At 69.0% G+C, this 21,784-nt stretch carries 26 protein-coding genes; 13 read left to right on the top strand and 13 right to left on the bottom strand.

Going from position 1 to position 21,784, the window contains the following annotated elements; all coding sequences use genetic code 11:
• Window positions 1–188: 188 nt before the first annotated feature.
• Window positions 189–1,565, bottom strand: coding sequence for a DUF5685 family protein (locus tag AB0M39_RS01440; protein ID WP_365358895.1), 1,377 nt, complete (start codon window positions 1,563–1,565; stop codon window positions 189–191).
• A 1,054-nt stretch (window positions 1,566–2,619) separates the two neighbouring features.
• Between AB0M39_RS01440 and AB0M39_RS01445 the strand changes: the two genes are divergently transcribed.
• The 6 genes from AB0M39_RS01445 to AB0M39_RS01470 all read left to right on the top strand — a co-directional run bounded on the left by AB0M39_RS01445 (window position 2,620) and on the right by AB0M39_RS01470 (window position 6,544).
• On the top strand, window positions 2,620–3,096 hold the full coding sequence (locus AB0M39_RS01445; RefSeq protein WP_365358897.1) for a hypothetical protein: 477 nt from the start codon (window positions 2,620–2,622) through the stop codon (window positions 3,094–3,096).
• Window positions 3,097–3,542: 446 nt separating this feature from the next.
• Window positions 3,543–3,746, top strand: coding sequence for a hypothetical protein (locus AB0M39_RS01450; protein ID WP_365358899.1), 204 nt, complete (start codon window positions 3,543–3,545; stop codon window positions 3,744–3,746).
• An 807-nt stretch (window positions 3,747–4,553) separates the two neighbouring features.
• Window positions 4,554–4,814 (top strand): LuxR C-terminal-related transcriptional regulator, encoded by a 261-nt coding sequence (locus tag AB0M39_RS01455; protein ID WP_365359288.1) that lies wholly within the window; start codon window positions 4,554–4,556, stop codon window positions 4,812–4,814.
• An 82-nt stretch (window positions 4,815–4,896) separates the two neighbouring features.
• A complete protein-coding gene (locus tag AB0M39_RS01460) occupies window positions 4,897–5,427 on the top strand; it encodes a GNAT family protein (RefSeq protein ID WP_365358901.1) in 531 nt (176 codons plus the stop codon).
• A 216-nt stretch (window positions 5,428–5,643) separates the two neighbouring features.
• Entirely contained in the window at window positions 5,644–6,258 is a 615-nt protein-coding gene (locus AB0M39_RS01465; RefSeq protein ID WP_365358903.1) for a transposase family protein, read from the top strand.
• A 70-nt stretch (window positions 6,259–6,328) separates the two neighbouring features.
• Window positions 6,329–6,544 carry a hypothetical protein gene (locus AB0M39_RS01470; RefSeq protein ID WP_365358905.1) on the top strand — a complete coding sequence of 72 codons (216 nt, stop codon included), beginning with the start codon at window positions 6,329–6,331 and terminating at the stop codon, window positions 6,542–6,544.
• A gap of 40 nt (window positions 6,545–6,584) precedes the next feature.
• Here the strand turns inward: AB0M39_RS01470 and AB0M39_RS01475 are convergent, their stop codons facing one another.
• Entirely contained in the window at window positions 6,585–7,187 is a 603-nt protein-coding gene (locus AB0M39_RS01475; RefSeq protein WP_365358907.1) for a DinB family protein, read from the bottom strand.
• Window positions 7,188–7,589: 402 nt separating this feature from the next.
• On the opposite strand from AB0M39_RS01475, the gene AB0M39_RS01480 reads away from it, so the two are divergent.
• The gene (locus AB0M39_RS01480; protein ID WP_365358909.1) at window positions 7,590–7,721 is read left to right on the top strand and encodes a hypothetical protein; all 132 of its coding nucleotides are present in this window, start codon (window positions 7,590–7,592) and stop codon (window positions 7,719–7,721) included.
• Between the two features lie 190 nt (window positions 7,722–7,911).
• Entirely contained in the window at window positions 7,912–8,103 is a 192-nt protein-coding gene (locus AB0M39_RS01485; protein ID WP_365358911.1) for a DUF6381 family protein, read from the top strand.
• Between the two features lie 130 nt (window positions 8,104–8,233).
• Here the strand turns inward: AB0M39_RS01485 and AB0M39_RS01490 are convergent, their stop codons facing one another.
• Window positions 8,234–8,641, bottom strand: a complete 408-nt coding sequence (locus AB0M39_RS01490) for a hypothetical protein (RefSeq protein WP_365358913.1) — start codon at window positions 8,639–8,641, stop codon at window positions 8,234–8,236.
• 970 nt (window positions 8,642–9,611) lie between these two features.
• Here AB0M39_RS01490 and AB0M39_RS01495 point away from each other — a divergent pair.
• A complete protein-coding gene (locus AB0M39_RS01495; RefSeq protein WP_365358915.1) occupies window positions 9,612–10,253 on the top strand; it encodes a hypothetical protein in 642 nt (213 codons plus the stop codon).
• Window positions 10,254–10,552: 299 nt separating this feature from the next.
• Here the strand turns inward: AB0M39_RS01495 and AB0M39_RS01500 are convergent, their stop codons facing one another.
• The 6 genes from AB0M39_RS01500 to AB0M39_RS01525 all read right to left on the bottom strand — a co-directional run bounded on the left by AB0M39_RS01500 (window position 10,553) and on the right by AB0M39_RS01525 (window position 15,844).
• Window positions 10,553–11,008: a peptidase inhibitor family I36 protein gene (locus AB0M39_RS01500; protein ID WP_365358917.1), complete on the bottom strand. Its 456-nt coding sequence runs from the start codon at window positions 11,006–11,008 to the stop codon at window positions 10,553–10,555.
• Between the two features lie 192 nt (window positions 11,009–11,200).
• Window positions 11,201–12,283 carry a helix-turn-helix domain-containing protein gene (locus tag AB0M39_RS01505; RefSeq protein WP_365359290.1) on the bottom strand — a complete coding sequence of 361 codons (1,083 nt, stop codon included), beginning with the start codon at window positions 12,281–12,283 and terminating at the stop codon, window positions 11,201–11,203.
• Window positions 12,284–12,614: 331 nt separating this feature from the next.
• Complete coding sequence (locus AB0M39_RS01510) at window positions 12,615–12,995, bottom strand: hypothetical protein (protein ID WP_365358918.1); 381 nt, start codon at window positions 12,993–12,995, stop codon at window positions 12,615–12,617.
• Window positions 12,992–13,579: a TetR/AcrR family transcriptional regulator gene (locus AB0M39_RS01515; protein WP_365358920.1), complete on the bottom strand. Its 588-nt coding sequence runs from the start codon at window positions 13,577–13,579 to the stop codon at window positions 12,992–12,994. Before AB0M39_RS01515 ends, AB0M39_RS01510 begins: the two co-directional genes overlap by 4 nt.
• A gap of 620 nt (window positions 13,580–14,199) precedes the next feature.
• Window positions 14,200–14,592, bottom strand: coding sequence for a DUF4267 domain-containing protein (locus AB0M39_RS01520; protein WP_365358922.1), 393 nt, complete (start codon window positions 14,590–14,592; stop codon window positions 14,200–14,202).
• 334 nt (window positions 14,593–14,926) lie between these two features.
• The gene (locus tag AB0M39_RS01525) at window positions 14,927–15,844 is read right to left on the bottom strand and encodes a zinc-binding dehydrogenase (protein ID WP_365358924.1); all 918 of its coding nucleotides are present in this window, start codon (window positions 15,842–15,844) and stop codon (window positions 14,927–14,929) included.
• 121 nt (window positions 15,845–15,965) lie between these two features.
• On the opposite strand from AB0M39_RS01525, the gene AB0M39_RS01530 reads away from it, so the two are divergent.
• Window positions 15,966–16,415 carry a helix-turn-helix domain-containing protein gene (locus tag AB0M39_RS01530; RefSeq protein WP_365358926.1) on the top strand — a complete coding sequence of 150 codons (450 nt, stop codon included), beginning with the start codon at window positions 15,966–15,968 and terminating at the stop codon, window positions 16,413–16,415.
• On the opposite strand, the gene AB0M39_RS01535 is transcribed toward AB0M39_RS01530, so the two are convergent.
• Entirely contained in the window at window positions 16,336–16,863 is a 528-nt protein-coding gene (locus AB0M39_RS01535) for a recombinase family protein (RefSeq protein ID WP_365358928.1), read from the bottom strand. The genes AB0M39_RS01530 and AB0M39_RS01535 overlap by 80 nt on opposite strands.
• Window positions 16,799–16,948: a recombinase family protein gene (locus AB0M39_RS01540; RefSeq protein ID WP_365359292.1), complete on the bottom strand. Its 150-nt coding sequence runs from the start codon at window positions 16,946–16,948 to the stop codon at window positions 16,799–16,801. The genes AB0M39_RS01535 and AB0M39_RS01540 overlap by 65 nt, the downstream gene beginning before the upstream one ends.
• A 261-nt stretch (window positions 16,949–17,209) precedes the next feature.
• On the opposite strand from AB0M39_RS01540, the gene AB0M39_RS01545 reads away from it, so the two are divergent.
• The 3 genes from AB0M39_RS01545 to AB0M39_RS01555 all read left to right on the top strand — a co-directional run bounded on the left by AB0M39_RS01545 (window position 17,210) and on the right by AB0M39_RS01555 (window position 20,714).
• On the top strand, window positions 17,210–17,749 hold the full coding sequence (locus AB0M39_RS01545) for a winged helix-turn-helix domain-containing protein (protein ID WP_365358930.1): 540 nt from the start codon (window positions 17,210–17,212) through the stop codon (window positions 17,747–17,749).
• Entirely contained in the window at window positions 17,746–19,062 is a 1,317-nt protein-coding gene (locus tag AB0M39_RS01550) for an MFS transporter (RefSeq protein ID WP_365358932.1), read from the top strand. Before AB0M39_RS01545 ends, AB0M39_RS01550 begins: the two co-directional genes overlap by 4 nt.
• A gap of 950 nt (window positions 19,063–20,012) precedes the next feature.
• Window positions 20,013–20,714 carry a 2-phosphosulfolactate phosphatase gene (locus AB0M39_RS01555; RefSeq protein ID WP_365358934.1) on the top strand — a complete coding sequence of 234 codons (702 nt, stop codon included), beginning with the start codon at window positions 20,013–20,015 and terminating at the stop codon, window positions 20,712–20,714.
• A 216-nt stretch (window positions 20,715–20,930) separates the two neighbouring features.
• Here the strand turns inward: AB0M39_RS01555 and AB0M39_RS01560 are convergent, their stop codons facing one another.
• Both AB0M39_RS01560 and AB0M39_RS01565 read right to left on the bottom strand, forming a co-directional pair.
• A complete protein-coding gene (locus tag AB0M39_RS01560) occupies window positions 20,931–21,095 on the bottom strand; it encodes a hypothetical protein (RefSeq protein ID WP_365358936.1) in 165 nt (54 codons plus the stop codon).
• 207 nt (window positions 21,096–21,302) lie between these two features.
• Window positions 21,303–21,782: an SRPBCC family protein gene (locus AB0M39_RS01565; RefSeq protein WP_365358938.1), complete on the bottom strand. Its 480-nt coding sequence runs from the start codon at window positions 21,780–21,782 to the stop codon at window positions 21,303–21,305.
• Window positions 21,783–21,784 lie beyond the last annotated feature (2 nt).

Consider the following 21,784-nt stretch of genomic DNA (forward strand, 5'->3'; position numbering starts at 1 on the left):
CGGGCGTCCGCCGGATCTGGGGACCTGGCACCCGCTTCCCGCGCCACCTCGCCGGATGACTGGCCGGATGACCGGCACTCCGAGAGACCCTGGCCCTGCTGCACATGGTTGCGCTCCGGTGACACCCGCGGCGAGATGTCCCCGCCCCCGGATCCCCGGGTCCGGGGCCCGCCCGGCTCATCCGTCGTTCAGTCGCAGCAGTCGCAGCAGCACTTGCACGGGTTGCAGCATCCCCCGCCGCCGCAGCAGCCGTCACCCGAGTCGCCACCGGAGCCACCCGACCCCCGACCGCCCCCGCCCGACCCGCCGGAGCCACCCCCCGAGCTGCCACCCCCCGAGTTGCCGCCGCCTGGTCCGCCGAACCCGCCGTCGCCCCCGGAACCGTCCTGACGCGAGCCGCTGCTGCGATTGCCGCCGCCGAACTGCCACGGCTCTCCGTCCTGGCCGTCGTCCACGTTGCAGGTGCAGCAGTTGGAGCACAACCTGCAATCGCGGCACAATTGGCGCCACTGGCCACACCGCCGGCACTGCCCCTCCGAGGGCCGACCCGACGCCATCGAGGCGCCTTCCGGGGCCGCGCCTGCAAGGGCCCCGACGCCGCAGTCCGTGCTCGTGCCGGTCCCCGAGAGCGTTTCCGTCGCCGTACGGCGTCCCAGCCAGGGCAGCATGCGCGGGCTCCGCGCCTGCTGGCGGTGCTGGTGGCGGCGATGCCGGGGGGCGAAGACGCGGTCGACGGCACGCTCCAACTCGCTGCCCAGCAGCGCCCGTGCCAGCCGCCCGTCGACGAACTCGGCGTCGGACAGGGCAAGTCGGATCCCATGGACTGCGTCGTCGCAGAGCCGACGTGCCTCGGTGCGGTCGGCGCCGGTCACCGTGATCGGGTTCCACGCGCCGGTCGCCTCGTCCGCGTCCAGATCCTCCACCGCGTCGAGCAGATGCGCCAGCCGACCGAACAGACGGCCGGCCTCCGCGAGCGGCCCGGCGTTTCCCGGGCGGTCGGAGAGGACCGCGGTGTGCTCGAAGGCGGCGGCGGTTGCCGTCTCCGTAGGTTCCGTGACCGTCAGAAGCGAGTCGCCGAGGCCGGTCACCCGTTCGATCTCCGGCTGCCGTTCGACCGCGCCGAGCAGCACCGCGGTGTCGAAGCCGAGCCGTTCGCCGCCCGCGGCACCTGCACGGTCCCAGCCGTGGGCGATCCGGCGTGCCGCCAGCGTCACCGGGCGGCGGCCCAACAGGCCGTCGCCATCGGCCACATGGTCACGTACCTTCGCCGCAGCCAGCACCAGCGACACCGTCGCCGCCAGCCGGGCGCCCTCACCCTGCGCCACGTCCGCCGACCGCATCCCGCGCAGCGGACACGGACCGGCGCTTCGCCGCCAGTCGCCGGTACGCTCCGACTGCGCCTCGGTCAGCACCGAGACGATCAGGCCGTCGTAGTTGGTGGCCACCCGCGCGAACTGCCCGTACTCGCCGCGCAGCGCCAGGCACAGCCCGCACAGATGCGCCATCCACTCGGTACGCATGCCCTCGCCCAGGCGATGACGGCATGGCCTGATGATTCCGAACATCGAAGTTCTCCCCCGTAGACACAGCTGCCAGGAAACAGCCGGACGGGCGGCGACATCGCACACGACGCACGATCGCAGACAAGGCACGACCGCGCGTGACGCACGACCGCCCGTCACTCAACGGGCGACATGCTAAGGCCTGTCCGCACAAACGCGTGAGCTGCGGCTTTGCCGACGGTACGTTCATGGACGAGGTCCAAGCCGCCGCGGCGTCCACACCAGAGGACGGTCCGGCTTGATGCTGCGCAGCAGAGACGGTTCCAGCGGGCCCGCACCGGCCCCACGGGGCCGTGGAGGGACGCATCCAATGCTCTGGCGATGGCGGAAGGCGATGATGCCGGCCACCGCGGCGAGGACCGGCAGAACGACCCTCGCACATGATCTGGAGGAACTGGCGTAGGACCATGCCGTGCGCTATGCACAATCGACGACCGCCGGGCGGAGCCCTCAGCTGTGTGGCGCTGGGCATCTTGAAGTGGCTGGGGCACTGGCCCGAGAGAGGGTGTGAGATCGCCGGCTCGCGGTTCGGGGATGTCGGGCAGTCGGGGGTGCTCAGAGGGTCGAGGCGCTCCACGCGGGCTGCCGCCCAGTCGATCCATGCTTCGGCTTCGGCCCTGGTCTGGGGGGCATGGCCTCGACCTGGGTGCGTACGGCGCTCACGTACTCCGCCAGGAAGCAGCGTGGCACCACGCCGCTTCCTGCACCTCGAAGTGCCTGGCGCACGCTTCTTCCATGGCGGCTTCCCAGCGGACGCGCTTCTGACGAGCTGCTTCGATCTCGTCGAGACGTCTGCGTTCGGTGGCTGCTGTTGGCGATCAGGACTGCTCCACGCCGGTACAACGAGGACTTGCTCGACACGCTCTCTCTGACCCTGTTCGGCCTGTTCTATCGCCGTGGTCGCAATGACCGCCCGCTTCCTGTATCGCTGGTAACTTCCAGGAGACGGACAGCCTCAAAGCCACAGTCCTGTCCGCGGCCTTACCGGATACGGATCGAGCTCTGGCACCCCTGCGCTGGCAAGCGGTCGGGTCTTGCGTGGGGCAGGATGAGCGACATGGTCAACGAAGGGAACTCGGGCTTCACGCTGCCGCGCGGTGCGACAGGCTTCTTCGTGCCGAAGGATGGCCCGCTTCCGGAAACCGACCTTCGGGCGTTCCGAACCGCCCTTTACGCCGCTGCCCGACTCGCCGAAGGCCAAGTGGGCGAGATGGAGGGCCAGGAGTACCCCCGGAGCTTCCACACTGCATCGGTCGTCGATCGCACTGGCGAGAGCGTCATTCTGTGTCACGCCCATTACCCCTGGATCGCCTTCGCTGAAGAACGCCGCAATTGGTACGAAGAGGAGTTCCTTTCCCCTCCATCGTGGGCCTCTGTCTTCGCTGAAGCAGGCTTCGCGGTGCTGAGCAGCGAGCAGCTCGCCACGCCGCTCTCCGACCTGGACACTTCAGTGCTTGCACAGGCCGAGTGGCGTCACATTCGCTCCTACGGCATCACCACGCTAGGCGGCACGCTCTTCAACGCATGGGCTTGATGGCCAAACCGAGTCGTTGGAGGGCAAGTTCCGCTCGGCCAGTGGCCATTTCTGCAGCCGCCCCCGATCCAGATACCTCGCGACGCGGACCGTCAAGGTCAGGGCACTGTCACTCATGTGACGCTCCAACAGGTTGGGACCGGCCGATGTTGCCGCCGGGCCTCGCGCTTCCCTTGGCGGAGGTTGTCGTCGATGGAGCGCTTGCTCCACGTGAAGAAGTCCTCGAATGCGCGGGAATGTCTCGTTGGATTGCAACTGCGGTTCACGTCGGCTACTTCCGCTGTACTGATTGGTCCGGAAGGCTGGGGGGCGGCCCACGCGGCTCGTGTCACGGCATCGGCTGCTCCAGGGTTCGTCCACGGGCAGCAGCCGGGTACCCGAGCGGATACGCAGCGGGGCACATCATCCGCTCTTCGGAGCTGATCTGCGCACCAACAGGAGTCATCATGAACAGGTGGACGGCCTCCAGCGCTATCGCGGCAGGCGGCACGCTTCTCACCCTCTACGCGTTGGATGTCATCGTCACGGTCCCCTACTCGATCTTCGCCATCATGGCAGGCGCTACTCTCATCGTCGAGGGAACCCGCTCTCTGCTCAACCTCCGGCGCGCGCAGGACCATCAGAGCCAGAGCCCACAGGCGCCGACCTGATTGATCGTCGGGTACCCCTTGGCTTGGTTCGCGAACTTTCGCGGAGCGTCTCGCGGCTTGCCCATGTTGCCTCGTCGGTTGTCGATCCGCCTGGGGGCAGGGTGTGTGGCCCGGTCGCTGTGAGGCCCGTATGGAGCCAATCCGGCTCGGTGCGGGCGAACTCGACGTAAGCCCTGCCGAACGTATCGAGGCGCGCCGAGGAACGGGAGGGGCTCGGTATGCTCTCCCCCACGGAGGAAAGTCTGGACGGCGGGATCAGCGGTTCCGCGATCTCCGACAGTTCCTCCGGAACAAGTCAACTCCATGGACCCCGACCCGTGATGGGTCCAACGACCGCCTCACCACATTGGACGGCCTTAGCCGACCGTCCCCGGCCAGCAGCCGCGTGGGCGCGGCTGCAGCCGGGCTTGGCCGCTGTGCGGCACAAGGGCGTGTGGGTGTGGGCCACGGAGCTCGTTGCCACTGCGGTCCAGGCCGGGCTGGCGACAGGCCGCCGGGAGGAGGCGACGACATTGGTTCGGGAGGCCGAGGCAGGCCTGAAGGACCGATGCGGCCCGGCGGCGGAGGCCGAGGTCCAGTGGTCCCGGCGGCCTGCTCGCCGCCGACACCAACGCCGAACGGGCCGTCCGCCACCTGGAAGCCGCCCGAGACCTGTACGCCGTCATAGGCCGCGTCCCCGACGCGGCGCGCATGGACGAGGAGATCGGCCGACTCCTTCATCCCCACCGACACCGAACGCGGCACCCGCCACCTCAACGACGCCCTCGGCGTCTACACCCGCATCGGCGGAAGGTGGGGCGCGGCATGATGCCAGCAGCTACTGCGCACACACGGCCTCGACCACCCGCCGTCCGTCGGCCGCAAAGGGTACGGCGACCAGCTCTCCCCCGCGAGGAACAATTCGCCGAACACCTCAGCACCGGCGCGACGAACAAGGAGATCGCCCAGGCCCTCCGCTTGTCCACCCGCACCGTCGAGCACCACGTCGCCAACACCCTGCGCAGACTCCACGTGCACAGCCGGGAAGACGTCAAAGACGCACTCGACTCGACCTCGGCCGAGCCTTGACCAGCCCGGGGTGTTGTGATGGGCGGTCCTCGGTCGGGATATTCGCTGGTCGCCGCTTGTCGATGGTGGTCATACTGCCGCGATGGATCCAGTGACTCTCGAGACCGACCGTCTGCTGCTGCGGGCCTTCACATCTGCCGACGTGGATGCGGTGTACGAAGCCTGCCAGGACGAAGACATCCAGTTCTACACCCCGGTGCCGGTGCCGTACCGGCGTGCGGACGCGGAGAAGCTCGTCGGCGAGAAGCTGCCCGCCCAGTGGGCCGAGGACAAGGACTACACCCTCGGCGCGTTCCGCAAGGACACCGGCGCCCTGGTCGGCTCGTACTGCCTGACCCTCATCAGCCGCGGCGTTTGGGAGCTCGGTTACTGGGCGGTCAAGGAGCAGCGCGGACGCGGGTACTCGGTTGAGGCCGCTCGGGCCCTATGCGACTGGGGCTGGGCCACGCTCGACGTGCACCGCATCGAGTGGTGGGCCATGGCCGGGAACACCGGCTCGCATGCCGTCGCCGAGAGACTCGGCTTCACCGTCGAAGGGACACTGCGCAATCGCAGCATCGCCAACGACGGCAAGCCGCACGACTGGTGGGTTGGCGGACTGCTGAGGCCCTGATGCTCGGGCGGATGCCGCGCCGGCTGCGTTTGCTCTTCTGCAGGGAGGTTCCCAGCTCGGACAATTCCCGCAGAAAAGCCACACCCATTGATCATCGGCGGGCAGCCGTGACGTGGCAGTGGTCGCACGGGTTCTTCGAGTGCGACCAAGAAGTGGGCCCGTGCTGCCTTGACTGACCCTGCCTTCTGCGGCGTCTCGTGTGCACATCTCGGCGCTGTGATCGAAGAGTTGGGCGATCTGTGGCTTGCCTGGCGCGAGTCGGAGCTCCGTGAGCGGCGCGGCGCCGAGCGGCAGCGGGAGGCCGGTGCCGGCCCGAAGCACGACTTGGTCTTCACCGACGGCCTGCTCGTCACCCTGGTCCGCCTACGCACCGGGCTCCCGCACGCCGCGCTCGCCGAGCTGTATGGCATCGCCCGCTCCACGATCTCCGGCGCCATCGGGGAGATCCGCCCGTTGCCGGCCATGCGTGGCTTCGCAATTCCCGACCACTCCGGCACGCGACTTCGGACCCTGGCGGACGTGTTCGCCTACGCCGATGCCGTGGGGATCCGGTTGCGGATCGACGGCGCCGAGACCCAGGTTCGCCGCCCAAAGGCAGGCAGGCCCGGACGGCGGGCCTTCGTCTCAGGCAAGAAGAAGCAGAACACCATCAAGACCACCACCATCAGCGACGGCCAGGGACGTCTGCCGTGGTCGGGTGCGGACCGCCCGGGCCGCATGCACGACCAGACCGCGGTGCGCACCGAGGGGATCGCCGAGCAGTTCCGGCTCCACCCGAAGGTGACGGCCGAGGTCGAAGGGCGCCAGGGGGCTGGCCAACGAGTTCCCTGACCAAATCAGCGCCCCTCCGAAGAAGCCGAAGGGCGACGCGCCGCTCGGCGAGCAGTACGCCTGGCGGGAAATGCGCCGGCGGCAGTCCTCGCAGCGGATCTGCGTCGAGCACGCCAACGCCGAATTGCGTCAGTGGTGCCCGCTCCAGTGCTACACCGGCCCACGCGAGGACTACGCCGCGACCCACCAGGCGATCGCTTCATTGGTTTCGGGCCGCTCGGCTCGCCGACCGACCCGCCGCAAGCCGAGCACCGAACTCGTGCTCGCCCGGCAGGCCACCTGCTGATCAGCCACCAGCCAACCCGCCAGGCCAGCACGCCCAAATCTCAATCGCGGACCGAGTCGTAGGCCTTGACTGGTGCGGCCGACCTGGCGGCCTGCTCGATCTTCGCGAAGTGGGCTGCCCGGGCTTCCTCGTCGATCTGCTGCTCGTGTTCGGCGCGCAACCCGGTCCGGCCGTCGAGGCCCTCGCGCAGGATATCGGCGTGCCCGGCATGCCGGATGGACTCTCCGAGGACATGGACCATGACCGCGAACAGGTTCGTGTCGGCATAAGGCTCCGGCCACCACGGCACGTGGCCGGAGGCGTCGAGGGGAAGCTCGTTGATCGTCGCGTCCGAGTGTTCCCACGTACGCCGGTAGAACCCGATGATCTGATCGCGGGTCTCGTCCTCGGTCGCCCACAGATCGCTGCCGTCGGAGTCCTGCCACCGGGGCAGCGGTTCCGGGGAAGGGCGGTCGAAGACCTCGCCGAAGTACCTGGCCTCGACGGTGGCCACGTGTTTGACCAGGCCGAGGAGGTTGGTCCCGGTCGCCGTCAAAGGCCGGCGGGCGTCGTACTCGGACAAGCCGTCGAGTTTCCAGAGCAGCGCCTTGCGGTCCCGCCGCAGTCTCCCGTGCAGGTTGTCTTTCGCGAATTCATCGATCATGCGGCATGAGCCTGCCATGGGCTGCTCGTGGTCTCAAGATCCGTACGTGGTCCGCAACGACTGGCAGAGCCGAGGCCTGGCCATGGCCGCCGCCCTGTTCTGCAACAAGAAGCTCGCGAAAACGTGCCACGTGCAACAACCTATAAGCCGCTGAGGTGTGGGAACCCACGCTCGGGCATTGCGTTGGCGGTGATCTTGCGAGATCGGCGGAAGCCGCTCAGTCGCTTACAGGCAGGGCGCGGGCTTGTCCACTACGTCGGCACCGAGCTCGCTCAACAGGCGACCGGATACACGAAAGCACCCCGACCTGTCCGCGACGGGGTACGCAGGCAGGCAGGGGCCCAGAACCGTCGACGGGGTCTCATTCCCAGACGGCCCCTTGACCCCTCCGGTCTCAGGTCGGTGTCTCCAGCGCGGCCCCGAACCGTCGAGCGCCACGTCGCCAAGACCCTCGCCAAGCTCGGCGTCAAAGACCGCCCCCACGTCCCCGAAGCACTCGACGCCCAGAACCCCGCCCCGCCGCCGGAGACCTGAGAGACACCGTCCAACGCTGCCGGGGGGCAGCTCCACGCGTCGCGCTCGCCGGGACGTCGTCCCGGCAGCGGTCGTCAGTGCCCAGCGACGGACTGGGCGGATGACTGTGGGTGATCGTTCGGGATGCGTGGCTGAGCAGGCGGTGTTTCGCTGGTGTGGCCCGCTCTCACCGCGTTACCGAGGAGTGATCATGAGCGTTGCAGGCGAGTCCGGCGGCCGTGCCCAGCAGATGCGCCGGAAGGCACAGGAGCTGGAGCAGGCCGCGGAGCGTGCCACCGACCCGCAGGAGCGTCAGCGGTTGAAGGAGAAGGCCCGCCGGCTCACGGAGCAGAGCGCCCAGGAGGGCAAGACGGGCAGCGGGGACCACGACCCCATGATGTGAGCGCCCGACCCAAGCACCGGCCGGTGGCCGACCCCGCGAACCTCCAGCAGGCGCGGAAGCCACCGGCCGGTCACCCATGTCCGGGCAGGCGGTGATCGGCCGCTCGTACGCGTCATCAACGCCCGAGGGATCAGCCGCTGCCACAGCGTCTGGCGCGAGGCCGTCGAGCGGCGCGACTGCCTGAGGGGTTGCCGCACGGCCAGGCGTACGGGCGGAGGGGTTTGTCCCCGGTGGAGCAAGTGTCGGCCATACCGTGCAGCATCATCAGTAGGGGGTGCTTTCCCTTGTCCAGCCGGCGTGGATAGGTGACCTCGGCCTTCAGCTCTGTGCGCTTCCCGTCCAGGCCGGGCGGAGCGAAGGCTGTCTCACCGAGGTCGTAGACGAGCTGGGCCGACCGGTCCGTGGCGGCCTGTGCAGAAACCTGGACCGGGGAGAGGATGTCGGGCTGGGCGGCGCCACAGGCAGTCATCAGGGTTGCTGCGGCGGCGGTTGTCGCGGCGAGGACGCTGCGGCGCAGGGCGCGAGTGGTCAAATGCATGGCGCGGGGCCCTTCCAGTTCACGGTTGTCAGGCTGTGATGGCCGCTCGGGTCCACTGACGCCGCGACGATCTCCTGGAAGTTATGCAACGTACTCAACAGAGATGCATCAGGCATCGCTCAAACAAGAATCAAGGGCACCGAGAGGGTGTTTTCCTCCAAAGCTCAGTCCCTTCATCGCCAGGTGGACCATGGCTTCGTAACGGCGAGGTCTGGCCTCGCAGCCCCGGGCCGGCGGCGGTGGTTCATCAGCCAGCCCAGAGTCCGCCACGATCCAGCGGCGGGGCAGGCCCAGCCCGTCGCCATTCCCGATCCGTCCTTGAGCACCCGCTCCAGTGCGAGCCCGGCCGACGCGCGGAGCGATGCCGGTAGTTCGGGCAGCGGTTGTCTGGGGCCGTCGTCGGGGTCGATCAGAATGGGGCTGTCCCAGATGGTGCTTGCGACGAGAGCGCCGGCGGCAACTGCTTCGGCACCGTCTCCGCCGTCGACGCGTGCTCCCGAGTTGGCGACTCGCTGGAATGCCCGCTCGAGCACGTCGACGACCTGGTGGCGGGTGAGTCCCTCGAGTCCATCGACAAAAGTCAGCGGCGAGGTCGCTGTCGAACGGGCCGGCTCCCCACGTTCACATGCATCGCTCCAGGTACGGCTGACTCGGACGAAGGCAGGATTCCAGGAGCCGCTGATCGGTTTAGCGGGCGAGAAGGACCCGCTTGTGGAGCAATGCGAGGCCGGCACTTCCGAGAACAGGCGCAGGGAGGCATTCCGCACATGTCTCATGGATATCCGAGGGTTCGTCAGGAACGTTGGCCCATGTGGGGACGCCGGGCGAGCTCGGCGGTCCACCGGGGCGCCCCGACCGTAGTCACAAACCGCGTGATAGCGTCGATCCCTTCTCCGGTAGGCCGGATGAGGTCCCCAGCAGGTGCCCCGTGACCGACCCTTCCCAGCAGCTCCAGCACGCTCTCGATGCATTGGACGCCGCCTTCGCACCGCTCGCCGAGCAACCGTTCACCGTAGGCGGCTGCACCTACTGCTACACCGACACCGACCTTGGAGCACTCGCCGGGCCGGCGCACCAAGTACCGGAAGAACTGATCTCCTTCGTCGCATCCGAATCGACCGATCACTGGGACGACTTCACTGCCCTGTACCGTCGGATGACACCGCGAATCGTCCGCCAGCTGGCTACCGGACAGCTGCACGTCGACCACGGGCTGGTCGCCTCCCGGCTGCTCGCCGCCGGCTGGCGGAACTGGACGATGCCGGAGCAGGAGGCATTGGAGAGCGTCTGGCACGCCTGGTGGCGGTCAGCCCTGCACGAATACCCCGGCACCGAGCCTGTCACCGGGGTACTGGAGACGATCTCCGTCAGCACAGGGAGCCTCTCGCCGTGGCTGGCCGTCTGGGCCGAAACCCGAACTGAGGCCGCGGGCCGCCACCTCAGCGACGCGCTCGACGACTGGCTCTTCGAGGGGCGACTCACGGATCTCCGATTTGGCTTCTACAACGAGCTGCACGCCACATCGGAGCTGCTGACCTGGCTGCTCTCCCTAGAGGAAGACCGTATCGGCGCCGCCCAGCTCATCGAGGTCGAGCGCATCGCGTACAGCTAGGCCGCGCGGACCTGAGCAGACACGCCCTCTTGGCGCTCAGCGATCGAGCCGTACTCTTGCCAGTCCCCGCGCAGACGCTCGTCGATCGGGCGGCGTGCGACCCCGTGCTCAGGGAGTCGCGAAACGCCCTGACCCCGCCAGCTGCATCGGCGGGGGCAGGGCGTTGCCAGGGGTAGCCACCCGATCCAGGTGATGCGGGGCGGCAGGACTGGCGGCCGGTAGGCGCGGGCGGCTTGGACCCGGTGCAAGATCTCAGACGACCGACATACCCACCCCCGCACCGCCCTGACCAAGCCGTATCAGCAGGGCGCGTACACGGAGCTGATCTTGTCGTTGAAGTTCCCCGGGAGGTTGATCGGCGGACCGTACGCTCCGTAGCTCCCCAGCATGGTGTTCCCGTTGCTCCCGTTGTAGACGTTCAAGGAGCTGCCCGACCTGTTCCACAGGGAGCTGGCCCGGTTGTTGATGCTGGAGTCGAGGTTGTACACCCTGTCGCAGCTGGGCACGACCCACATGGTCCCGTTGCCGTTGCTGTTCTGGAACAGACACGCCTGCCCGTGGTGGCAGTTGTCCCAGGCCTCGATCCCGGCGTCGACGCCGTTGAAGTGGATCGGCTCGATTACTTGGCTGCCCGCTGCGGGGGCAGTTGCCGAACTGCTCCCTGTCTGGGTTCGGTCCTGTGCGAGTGCGGTGCCCATCGTCGATGCCAGCAGCAGGGTGACGCCCGCGGCAACCAGTGCGATCTTGTTGCTCATGATCGTTCCTCCTCGTACGGGATCTCTCTGGGACGCGGACCCCTGCACACCAGGTCCGCCGTGACACGACCCTAGGTCGGTCTGGGCACGCCGAATGGGCTGCCCGTGCAGGATTTCTGGGACCGTAGTGCAGGGCCGGCTCGAGAACTCTGGGATTCCGGCGCGGGCGGGTGCCTTGACCGGCCCGGCTGTTCAGGATCGAGGAGGACTGCTTGCGGCGGGATCTGCGGTCGCGCGGCGGCGGTGGTCTTTCGGAGTGCTTCCGTACGCGCTGCGGAACGCACGGCTGAACAAGCCGGCGTCGGTGAAGCCCCAGCGAGCGGCGATGGCGTGGACGGGTACCGTTCGCGAGCGCGGATCGGCGAGATCGGCGCGGGCGCCTTCCAGCCTCCGGTGCCGGATCGTCGCGGAGACGGTCCGCTCCCGTTGCCTGAAGAGCGCGTGGAGTGTGCGGAGCGCGATGTGGTGGCGTGCGGCGATGTCCGCGGGAGACAGCGTCGGGTCGGTGAGGTTGGCGTCGATGAAGTGGTCGATGCGCGCCAGAAGCATCCTTGCGCGGGACTCCGGCTGTACCCGGCTCAGCAGGCCGAGCCGATGGGCGAGAAAGGCGGATGCAAGGTCCAGGGTCACCGGACCCAGCGCCGTGCAGTCCGGCTCCGTGAGCGCTGGGCCCTGCTCCATGACGCTGCACAGGTGGCGGGCCAGGACGGCGCCCATGCCGTCGGCGGCCGGGAGCCCCCGGGCCAGTAACTCGTCGATCCTGGCGTCCGGCAGGGGCAGAAGCCCCCGCGGCAGGTGCACGATGATGGCGCGCGAGGCGCCCACCACAGCGCCGCTGAGAGCCCGGCCGGCATAGGGACGCGACGAACTCCACATGAGGAACTCGCCGGCAGTCGCCTGGACCTCGTTGCGGTTCTGGGAGATCCACATCTGGCCGCCGAGGACCAGCGTCAGCTCATACGTCTCCGGATCCGACTGTCGGATCAGGCCGGCGGTACGCTGCGACTGCACGGCGGGGAAGGCAAGCGTGCTGGTCTGCACCGGCCCCATGGTCAAGAAGGCGACACTGCCCGTGAAATCAGCGGCGTGACTGCTGGTCTGCCGGGTGGGCGACACACTTTGGTTGACGGTCTCGCACCACCAGTCGAACCTTTGATCTGTCGGCAACGTGGTGCTGTCGAAGAACGTGTACGCCATTACCTTCACCCTCCCAGGTCGCGTCTTCCGTTCACTCTCGGCACCGGTTGCGCGCGAGACAACACGCCCCCCAGCCATGTCGCCCACGCTTGGCAGGAGAACGGCCTCGGGACTGGTGGGCTCGCATGCTGAGGTGTCGCGTATTCCTCGTTGAGGTCGGTCCTGGTGTCACCGTGTGTGGTCGCCGGGGGCGTATCGGCTCCAGGTTCCTCCGGCCTCTGTGACCGGGGCGGGTGGCAGCCTGCTGGCAGTGTCCGATGGTGCGGCCTGTCTTGTCGTGGTAGCCGAGCACCTTCGCGATGACGGGGGCCGGGGCCTGGAGGACGAGTTGGCGGATCGCGGAGGTCCTGCCGCGCTGGGGCGGGACGCCGATCTTCCGCAGGTGGACTTGGAGTATCCGGCGCTGTCGCTACGCGGCGCCCGCCGCCGTCAGGACCGCGACCGGCAGGAGCAGGATCCACTGCGGCAGCCGGAGCAGCGGCTTCGGCCAGCCGACCGACAGTGTGACGACCAGGAAGACGACTGTGTACGCGACGAAGTGCGCTGCCACGAACCAGGCCACCAGGCTGGTCGCCGACGTATCTTCCGCCAGCGCGAGGTAGAGCAAGGCGGCTGCGGAGAGCACCAGGTCGACGGTCACCATGTGCCACACGGCGTGAAAGACGCGCTTGGGTTCGTCTGCGAGTCCGCAGGACAGCAGCGGGCGCACCACATCCCGGCGCCCGGCGACGATGTGCACGGCGCTCACACCGAACGCGGTGATGCCCCCAGCGAGAAGCCAGCCGTTCATCGGATCTCGATTCCCTTGGCTATGACAGCAGCCAGCCGGCCGGCCAGCTGAGGGTCGGGGTGTTCCCCGACCAGGCCGACGTGGAAGAACACGGCTCCTGCCAGCGTGTCCAGGACCAGATCCACGGGCGTGTCGGCCGTGATCTCTCCGCGGGTCACGGCGCGTTCGAAGACGATCAGCAGCCGCTCCTTCGACGGGGCCAGGAAGTCGCTGCGGATGCGCGCCTTCAGCCCCGGATCGGCGGCGAAGTCGGCGAGCAGCCCCGGGAGCGCCGCTGCGGCGGCAGGTGCGTGGAACTCGTCGACCAGGCCCTGCAGCAGTGCGGTCAGGTCCCCGGCCAGCGTTCCGGTGTCTGGGACCGGAGCATGGTCGGTGGTCGTGAACACGGCCTCGAAGACCAACTCCGGCTTGCCCCGCCACCGCCGGTAGACCGTGTCCTTGCCGACGCCGGCACGGGCAGCCACCGCCCCGATCGACGTCGCGGCGTAGCCGACCTCGATGACCAGCTCTGTGGCCGCGCTGACGATCGCCTCGTGCGAGCGGGGATCCCTGGGACGTCCCCTGGAGGACGGAAAGGAGCTCATAGCGATTTAATATACGGGTCGACCCGTTTGATAATCAACATCGGTCGGCTTGCCGAGGGACATCTCCCCGCCCAGCGGTCGCCGTTGCCCGCGGGCCAACGCCTCACCACGCCGCCCTCATGGCCCTCGGCGATCGAGCCGTACCCTGGCGGTCCCCGCGCAGACGCTCGTCGATCAGGCGGCGTGCGACGCTGACGCTCTCGGGCAAGCCTCGCCGGCGGCTAAGAATCTGCGGTTCGTTCAGCAACTTGCGTTCCTGGCCGACCAGTTGCCCGGCATGTGCCGTGCCCCAGCCGGTCAGGCCGGGACAGGATCGACACGAGTGCCCCTACGAAGGGACTGTCCGAAATGGGCCTGGTGCACTCTGGCCCGGTGCCACCGTCGCCTTCCCTGGCGTGCGTGAGGATCTCTTGAGCGGTCATGGTGAGCGCGTGGTCTTCGCCGAGCAGCCGCTTGCCGTCGGTATGGAGCTGCTCGAACATCGGAATGGCCCGGCCCACATCCCCCGCCGGCAGATGGCCGCCAGCGAGGTCGTGGCGTGAGGCAAGCGTGTAGGGATGGGTGCCCAGCACGCGCTCGGAGGCGGTCAGAGCACCCTGGAGGTACTTGATCCCGCGGCCTCAGGCGGCTGCCGGCCGCTCGCGCAGGAGCAGTCCCGCGGTCACGGCGACCGCCGCCGCAGCCAGTCCGTGGACGCCGTATGCGGTCGCCGCCGGGCCGCCTTCTTTCAGCACGATCAGCATGTCGCCGACCGGGACGACGGCCATTGCCGCCATCGCCAGCCCGAGCGCCTTGCGCTGCCCGGCCAGCAGCAGCGTGAGTATCACCAGTCCGAAGCCGATGTCTCGCATGCCCTTGACCTGCAGGAAGCCCTCCCCCTGGTCCTGCGGCAAAGTCGGCACCCCGAACCCTGCGGCCGTGGCATGCGGTGCGAGCAGGAAGCTGATCCCGGTGTAGAGGAGGAACAGGCCGCCGAGGACGGCGAGGGCAGTGGCGAGGCGCTTCATAGTCATGACGGTTCTCCTGAGGGTGTCGTACGGCGGGGCAGAACGGAACGGATCGACGGCGGGCATCGCCTCGCCTCGCGAGGCATCGCAACCGCATCGCTGACAGCGGGAAGCGGGGAGCGGGCTGAGACTTCGTCTCCTGCCCCGGACGTCTCGGCGTTGTCCCGACCGGCGTCGAGAGGGGCTGGGGCTGCTGTGGCTCGCCGGTCTCGGCGATGCCGCCGATGTCGTGGCCGGGCCGGAGGTCGGCTGCGCAGCAGGGACCGGCCCGTTGCGTTGGAGGCGTCCGGCGGGCAGGCGCCGGTGAGCCCGGTCGGCGGCGCGCTCGGCGCCGGGCTGGTCAGGGGCAGATGATGTAGCGGCCGCGGAGGCCGCCCTTGGCGGTGGCCCGGTGGGCTTCGGCGGCCTGGTCCAGAGAGACGACCGCGTGGACGCGGGCCGAGAGTTCGCCCGAGGCGGTGCGGGTGAGGAGGTCGGCCAGTCGCGCGCTGTCGAGAGCGGTGACCACGGAGGCGACCGAGATCCCGCGCTCGGCGCGCGGTTCGAGGCCTGGCCGAAGCCCGACGTAGGCTCCGCCGTCGCGGAGCAGCCTGAGCGCTTCTTCGTTCAGCTGGGCGGGGTCGGCGACTGCGTCCCATTCCGGCTCGGCGTGTGTGGTGAAGTCGGCGCCGAGGCTGCGGACGAACTCCTCGTCGCCGGTGCGGGCGAGCCCGGTCACCTGCCAGCCGCGTTCCCGGGCGAGGACGGCGACGTTCGCTCCGACCGCCCCCGCGGCGCCGGTCACCAACAGCCGGGCGGCCCCGGCGGGCGCGTCGCCGAGCAGGTCGACTACCTGCGCAGCGGCCAGCCCATTGAGGGGGACCGTGGTCGCGGCCAGCAGGTCCAGCTCGTCGGGGACGAGGGCGACGTCGGCCGCTGCGACCACGATCTGCTCGGCGTAGGTGCCGTAGTCGCGGTCGAAGCCGACCACCAGACCGGCCACCCGGGTGCCGACGGCCAGGTCGACGCCCGGCCCGGACGCGTCCACGACGCCGGCGAACTCCCAGCCCAGGCCTGTGTGCTCGGGCTGATCGACCAGCCCTATCGAGTGGAAGAAGCCTGCCGCGACGCCGAGATCGGTGGGGTTGACCGTCGCAGCGGCGATGGCGACGCGGATCTGGCCGGGGCCGGGATCGACGACGGGCGCCTCGATGACCTCGATCGAATCGGGCCCGTTCGGTACGCGGACGACGGCGGTGCGGAAGGTGGGGGCGCCCATGGTTTTGCTCCTCTGCGGTGGGGTGATCGTTTCCGTGTTCCATGCTCGTTTTGTGGACTCCGCAGCGGAAGAAGGCACTTGAAAGTGCGTAAGCTGCCCTCAGGTACGGAAGGAGCGATCGATGTCGACGCAGACAGCGGCTCAGCAGCGGGCCGAGGCGAAAGCGAGCTACAACGCGTTCATGGACGGCTGCCCCAGCCGCCAGTTGCTCGACCGCATCTCCGACAAGTGGGTCGCGTTGATCCTCGCGGCGCTCGGCAGCGACGGCCCGCACCGCCCCGGGATCGCCCACGAAGACGGGCCGCGGGCGATGCGCTACTCCGAACTGTCCCGCCGGCTCGCGGGCGCCAGTCAGAAGATGCTCACCCAGACCCTGCGCTCCCTGGAAGTCGACGGCCTGGTCACCCGTACCGTCACACCCACCGTGCCCGTCACCGTCACCTACGAACTGACCGACCTCGGTCTGTCCCTGAACCACGTCATGGCCGGCCTCAAGGACTGGGCCGAAACGCACATGACCGACGTACTCGCCCACCGCGAGGAGCACCACCGCACGGCAGCCGAACACTGAGCTTGCTCGGGTACGCCTCCTGGGCGGGCGCTTCGAGCTGACAAGGCACGGCACCGTGCCTAGTTCGCGCAGGTCGGGGATGTGGTTGGAGAGGGCGCCCGGGGAGACGCCGAGGAGCTTGGCGATCGAGGCGATGGAACGGCCGGGGGTCGGGCAGCAGGTCGCGGGCGGCCTCGATGACTTCCTCGGTGGCGACGGTGGGGCGTCCGCCGACCTGGCCGCGGGCGCGAGCGGCGGCCAGACCCTCGCGGGCGCCCAGGACGATGAGTTCGCGGACGAACTCCGCGAGGGCCGCGACGACGTGGAAGACGAGCCGACCGCCGGATGTAATGGTGTCCAGGTTCTCGTGCAGCGAGGAAAAACCGATCTCGCGCGTACGGAGTTCAGCGGCCCATGTCGATGAGGTCCTGGAGGCTGCGGCCGTAGCGGTCGAGCGAGGGGACCACAAGGGTGTCTCCGGTGTCGAGGAAGGCGTGGCACGCCTTCAGCTCCGGGCACAGGTCGGTCCTGCCGCACTTCGTGTCGGAGAAGATCTCGCGGCGCCCGGCCGCGGCGAGGGCGTCGAGCTGCCGTTCGAGCTACTGACCACCGGTGGAGGCCCGCGCGTATCCGATCTCGATCTCGGTACGGACGAGGGGTTCGGCGACGAGGAGTTCGGGGTGGCCGGGCGGCCCCGGAAGGTCGCTGGTGATCCCGGATCGCGCCAGGAAACCCTCACGTGCTGGACAGCCGATTTCGGAAGCCCGAGCAAAACTCCCTTGCGCAATGGTCAAGAAGTGTTGACCATTGGGGCCATGCCTACCGACGATCTCCCCGAGACGTTCCACGTCACCACTGACGACCAGCTACGCGCCGTCTCCAATCTCACGCGCCACCGGATCATGGCCGTGCTCCGCTTCGAGCCCGCGACGATTACGCAGATCGCCGAGCGAGTGGGCCTTGCGAAGGGAAGCTCCAGCTACCACGTACGGCTGCTCGAGCGGGCCGGCCTGGTGAAAGTGGTGCGGACGCGCAAGGTCCGGGGGGTCACCGAGCGGTACTACGCCATGGCCGCGCGGGCGATAGTGCTGCCGGATCCGGGCGAGGGAGGCCCGGATGTGCTGATGCGGCACGCGGTGGCGGACCTGGAGGCAGCGCCGGTGGACAGCGAGCGGCACGTGCGGATGGCGCATCTGCGGCTCACCGAGGAGCAGTTCGCGGAGCTGGGGGCACGGCTGCAGGCGCTGGCGGACGAGTACCGGGAGCTGTCCGATCCGTCGCTGCCGGACGCGTCGCTCGTCTTCGCACTGTTCCACCCGGCATCGCGCGAGCAGGCCACAGGGGACGCCAAGTGACCTCAGACGTACGGAAGTTGCCGACCGGGTTCGGACGGCTGTGGACTGCGCAGACGGTGTCCTCGCTCGGTGACGGGGTGTTGCATGCCGCGCTGCCGCTGCTTGCGTTGACGTTGACGCGGGATCCGATGGCGCTCGCCGTCGTCACGGCCGCCGGAACGCTGCCGTGGCTGCTCTTCGGGGTGCTCGGCGGTGCGCTGGTGGACCGCTGGGACCGTCGGCGCACCATGTGGGTCGCGGACACGGCACGTGCGGTGCTGCTCGCGATACCCGCGGCGGCGGCCGCGCTCGACGTGCTGAGCATTCCACTGCTCGCGGCCGTCGCCTTCCTGCTCGGCCTCGGCGGACTCTTCTTTGACACGGCCGCCACGGCCTATCTCCCGGATCTGCTCGGCCGCGACCCCGCCCTCTTGGAGCGCGCCAACTCCCGCCTGCGAGGCGCTCAGACAGCCATGTCCGGCTTCGCGGGGCCGCCTGCGGGCAGCGCCCTGCTCGCGCTCGGGCGGGCGGTTCCGCTGCTCGCCGACGCTGTGTCGTTCATGCTCTCCGCACTGCTCGTACGGTCGCTGCCGGCCATGCCCCGGCCCGTGCCGGAGGTCCGCGAGTCGCTGCTTCGGCATGCGCGGGCCGGGGCGTCGTACATCTTCCGCGACCGGTTGCTGCTCGGGCTCGCGCTCCGCCCGGCGGTCGGGAACGTCGCCTTCCTCGCTGTGGAGACCGTCCTCGCCCTCTTCGCGCACGACCGCCTCGGCATCGACGCCTACGGTTTCGGCCTGCTCCTCACGGCGGAGGCCGCCGGCGGTCTGCTCGGTGCAGGCATCGCCTCCTTCCTCGGCCGCCGACTCGGCACCGGCACCGCGCTCACCTGCACAGCCGGCGTCGAGGGACTCGCCATCCTGTGCCTGGCCGCTGCCCCGAACCCGTACGTCGCCGGCCTCGCGCTCGCCGTCTGCGGGGCCGGCATGGGCGCCACGATGGTGCTCGGCCCCTCCCTCCGGCAGGCGATCGTCCCCGCCCACCTGATGGGCCGGGTCGCCTCCACCTCCCGCATGCTGGCCATGTGCGCCGCCCCCGTCGGGGCCTTCCTCGGCGGCTGGCTGGCGACCGCCTACGACGTACGCACCCCGCTCTACGCCGCCGCCGTCCTCCTCCTGGCGATGACGGCCGTCACGGCATCCATGACCAGCAACCGCCGGGTCGAAGCGGCGCTGCGTGCCGCCGCCCCGGCCGGTGGTCCAGATCACCCGGAGTCCCGGGATCCCGTTCAGGAAGGCGCCGTTCAGGGCTCCGCGAGGCCGTTGAGCCAGCGCTGAGCCCAGCTTGGCGTCCCTCGCCTCGGCCTCGGAGCGTCGGGGGCCTGGCCTCCACGGGATGCGACGAGTGGTCCAGCGAGCCGGGTGCGCCGCCGTCAACCCTCGTCGTCCTCGACAGCCTCCGGGTCCCGGAAGGGGCGCAGGCCCTGACCGGTCCGCCAGCCTTGATGTCGAACAGACGGCGGCCCAGGAAGTCGATGCGCCGGTCCTCGAGCGGGGAGGCGGGCGACGTCCTCGTCGTTGATGTCGTGGCCCTCGGACGGAGCCTGGCGACGGCGGCGTCCCGGTAGCGGGTGTTCCACAGGCCGTGGTTGACCGTACGAGGTGCGGGTTGGCGAACTCGTCCCGGAGCAGAGTGACCTCCAGGCGTTCGCCGGCGAGCTGGGCACGAAGTGTCGCGCTCGGCTCGATGACGTCGTTGACCTCGTCGAGCCCGGCGTGGAAATCGCGTGGCGCCCGGGCCGACCGCGATGGGGCTGGCCGCTGGCCGCCCCAGGACCCGTTGACCCCGATCGCCTTCAGCGTCCTGGCTCGCCAGGCCGGGTTCCGGCAGCTCCACACGACATGGCCGGCCCGGCGGGCCTGGGTTAGGGAGACCAGCTTCTTGGCTGCGGCGACCTGCAACTGATGTCGAACTCCCTGACCCACCATGCGTCGGGGTTGCCGGGTAGGCGAGTGTGGTGCGGTTCGCGAGGCCCGCTGGGCGGCGTGCTTGAGCTGCGGCCCGAGCACGATCTCGCCGTCAGGCTCCTGGGCCGCGATGATCGACATGGTGCGGCTTGTGTCCGCAGAAGCCGTGTGCCGGTGACTCGCGCGGCGATGGAGCAGGCGTGTTGTCGCGGACCACTTCCGCGACGCAGGCAGCCGGAGGTCTCGCATTCCGAGACCATCCACGTGATGCGCACCACTCTCCGAGCGCCTCGGGTCGCGCATACGCGATCATGACCGGAATGAACGCTCGCTTCCTCGGTATCCCCGATCTGGCCCAAGCCCCGTCCGTGGCGGTCGTCGTCGACGTCATGCGTGCCTTCACCGTGGCCGCCTGGGCCTTTGCCCAGGGAGCGGAAAAGATCGTCCTTGCCGAGTCGCTGGACGACGCCTTGGCGCTCAAGGCTCGCCACCACGATTGGGTGGCGCTCAAAGACGGCCCGCCCGCACCCGGGTTCGATGCCGTCAACTCGCCGGGCCTGCTGCGGTCTATTGACCTTGGCGGACGGACCGTTGTGCAGAAGACCACGGCAGGGACAGTCGGTGCCCTTGCCGTCAAAGACGCGCCACTGGTGCTGTGCGCCAGCTTCGTGGTGGCGGAGGCAACGGCCCAGCTCTTGCGGACACACAAGAGCGACAGCGTCACGTTCGTCGTCACGGGCGAGGACGGACAGGCCGATGAAGATCTGGCCTGCGCGCAGTACATCGCACGGAGAGCTGCCGAGACTGGGACGGATGCAGCTGAGTTCCTCCGCCGCGCTGCCGACTCACGCGCCGCCGCCGAGCTGACGGAGGGTGTGCGTCAAGGAGTCCATCCCGATGACGTTGCACTCTGTCTTGAGCTCGACCGGTTCCCCTTCGCCATGGTGGCGACCTTGGAAGACTCGTTGATGGTCCTCCGTCCGTGCGCCGTTCCTTCGCTGACCGACGACACCTCGATCTGATCGCTGGCGAGGTCCGACTCTCGCCGTACGAGAGGCAGCATCCGGTCAGGTATGCGGCATCAGCCGCACGTCCCGAAGACGGTGGCTCGGGTGGCGGCAGGTGGCTGAACCGAGCAGCGCCGGCAGTGATCTCGCAGAGCCCGACGATCTCTTCGTGCTGGGCGGCAAGGCGGGCCAGGGCTTGAGGTAGGTCCGCTGGGCTGGCCGCGGAGATTCTCATGCGGAGTCCTCGTTCATGGCGGTGCAGGCGGCGACGATCTCGGCGACGACGGCGAGACTTAACCCCCGCGGTGGCAACTGGTGCGGCGCGGCCAGCCGCACCAGGCCGTCGCGCACCTCCGCGATCGCCTGGACTGGGCGAAGGCGGTGCGCGGGTAGCACCTGCGACGACCCCTGTCGCGCACACCACTACGGCCGAATCGACCGCAGTGCAGGCGACTTCGGACTGTCCGGCCCGTACCCATTTCTCTGCACTCGGTGGCAGAGCCCCAGTTCATCCGTGCACATGACTACGGACATGCGCACACGACGCGAGACCGGAACATCACGCTGAGCTCCTTGTGTTGCAGCTTCGGGAGTGCAAGGCCGTCATCTGGAGCATCGGTTCGCGTCGCTTTCGGCGGCTGCCTTGATTCGCTGGAGTGTGGTCAGCATGCCGGCGCGGAGTTCGTCGTGGAAGTTGTCGTAGCCGCCCAGCAGCAGCGTATAGAGCGGGCGCAGCATCCAGGCTCGGGTGCCGGAGGTGTCTCGCTGCTCGGTGAGCAGGGTGCCCTGGCCGGCAGGTTGAAGCCGGTATCGCCACAGGGTGTTGTGGGTCGTGGTGCGGAAGGCGAACTCCCGGCAATACTCGACGCGCTCCACCCTGTTGAGGGTGGGCAGAATGACTATGCCGCGCCGGTTGACGCCGAGGAATCGTGCACCGGGGACTGGTCCGCGGGTGCGGCCTATCCAGATGCAGCGGCGGCAGCTGGGGCTCCACAGCCGCATCCGCGTGGGGTCGGAGACCAGTTCCCACACCACTTCGGGTGCGGCATCGATGTGGAGGGATACCTCGTCCAGGTCGTTCATCG

The sequence above is a fragment of the Streptomyces sp. NPDC051907 genome, from assembly GCF_040681075.1.
Taxonomy (GTDB): domain Bacteria; phylum Actinomycetota; class Actinomycetes; order Streptomycetales; family Streptomycetaceae; genus Streptomyces.

Bases quoted from the DNA above. Each gene is read 5' to 3' on its own strand.
- AB0M39_RS01440 (WP_365358895.1), bottom strand. From the start codon at position 1,565: ATGTTCGGAATCATCAGGCCATGCCGTCATCGCCTGGGCGAGGGCATG.
- AB0M39_RS01445 (WP_365358897.1), top strand. From the start codon at position 2,620: ATGGTCAACGAAGGGAACTCGGGCTTCACGCTGCCGCGCGGTGCGACA.
- AB0M39_RS01450 (WP_365358899.1), top strand. From the start codon at position 3,543: ATGAACAGGTGGACGGCCTCCAGCGCTATCGCGGCAGGCGGCACGCTT.
- AB0M39_RS01455 (WP_365359288.1), top strand. From the start codon at position 4,554: ATGCCAGCAGCTACTGCGCACACACGGCCTCGACCACCCGCCGTCCGT.
- AB0M39_RS01460 (WP_365358901.1), top strand. From the start codon at position 4,897: ATGGATCCAGTGACTCTCGAGACCGACCGTCTGCTGCTGCGGGCCTTC.
- AB0M39_RS01470 (WP_365358905.1), top strand. From the start codon at position 6,329: ATGCGCCGGCGGCAGTCCTCGCAGCGGATCTGCGTCGAGCACGCCAAC.
- AB0M39_RS01475 (WP_365358907.1), bottom strand. From the start codon at position 7,187: ATGATCGATGAATTCGCGAAAGACAACCTGCACGGGAGACTGCGGCGG.
- AB0M39_RS01485 (WP_365358911.1), top strand. From the start codon at position 7,912: ATGAGCGTTGCAGGCGAGTCCGGCGGCCGTGCCCAGCAGATGCGCCGG.
- AB0M39_RS01490 (WP_365358913.1), bottom strand. From the start codon at position 8,641: ATGCATTTGACCACTCGCGCCCTGCGCCGCAGCGTCCTCGCCGCGACA.
- AB0M39_RS01500 (WP_365358917.1), bottom strand. From the start codon at position 11,008: ATGAGCAACAAGATCGCACTGGTTGCCGCGGGCGTCACCCTGCTGCTG.
- AB0M39_RS01505 (WP_365359290.1), bottom strand. From the start codon at position 12,283: ATGGCTGGGGGGCGTGTTGTCTCGCGCGCAACCGGTGCCGAGAGTGAA.
- AB0M39_RS01510 (WP_365358918.1), bottom strand. From the start codon at position 12,995: ATGAACGGCTGGCTTCTCGCTGGGGGCATCACCGCGTTCGGTGTGAGC.
- AB0M39_RS01515 (WP_365358920.1), bottom strand. From the start codon at position 13,579: ATGAGCTCCTTTCCGTCCTCCAGGGGACGTCCCAGGGATCCCCGCTCG.
- AB0M39_RS01520 (WP_365358922.1), bottom strand. From the start codon at position 14,592: ATGACTATGAAGCGCCTCGCCACTGCCCTCGCCGTCCTCGGCGGCCTG.
- AB0M39_RS01525 (WP_365358924.1), bottom strand. From the start codon at position 15,844: ATGGGCGCCCCCACCTTCCGCACCGCCGTCGTCCGCGTACCGAACGGG.
- AB0M39_RS01530 (WP_365358926.1), top strand. From the start codon at position 15,966: ATGTCGACGCAGACAGCGGCTCAGCAGCGGGCCGAGGCGAAAGCGAGC.
- AB0M39_RS01545 (WP_365358930.1), top strand. From the start codon at position 17,210: ATGCCTACCGACGATCTCCCCGAGACGTTCCACGTCACCACTGACGAC.
- AB0M39_RS01555 (WP_365358934.1), top strand. From the start codon at position 20,013: ATGAACGCTCGCTTCCTCGGTATCCCCGATCTGGCCCAAGCCCCGTCC.
- AB0M39_RS01565 (WP_365358938.1), bottom strand. From the start codon at position 21,782: ATGAACGACCTGGACGAGGTATCCCTCCACATCGATGCCGCACCCGAA.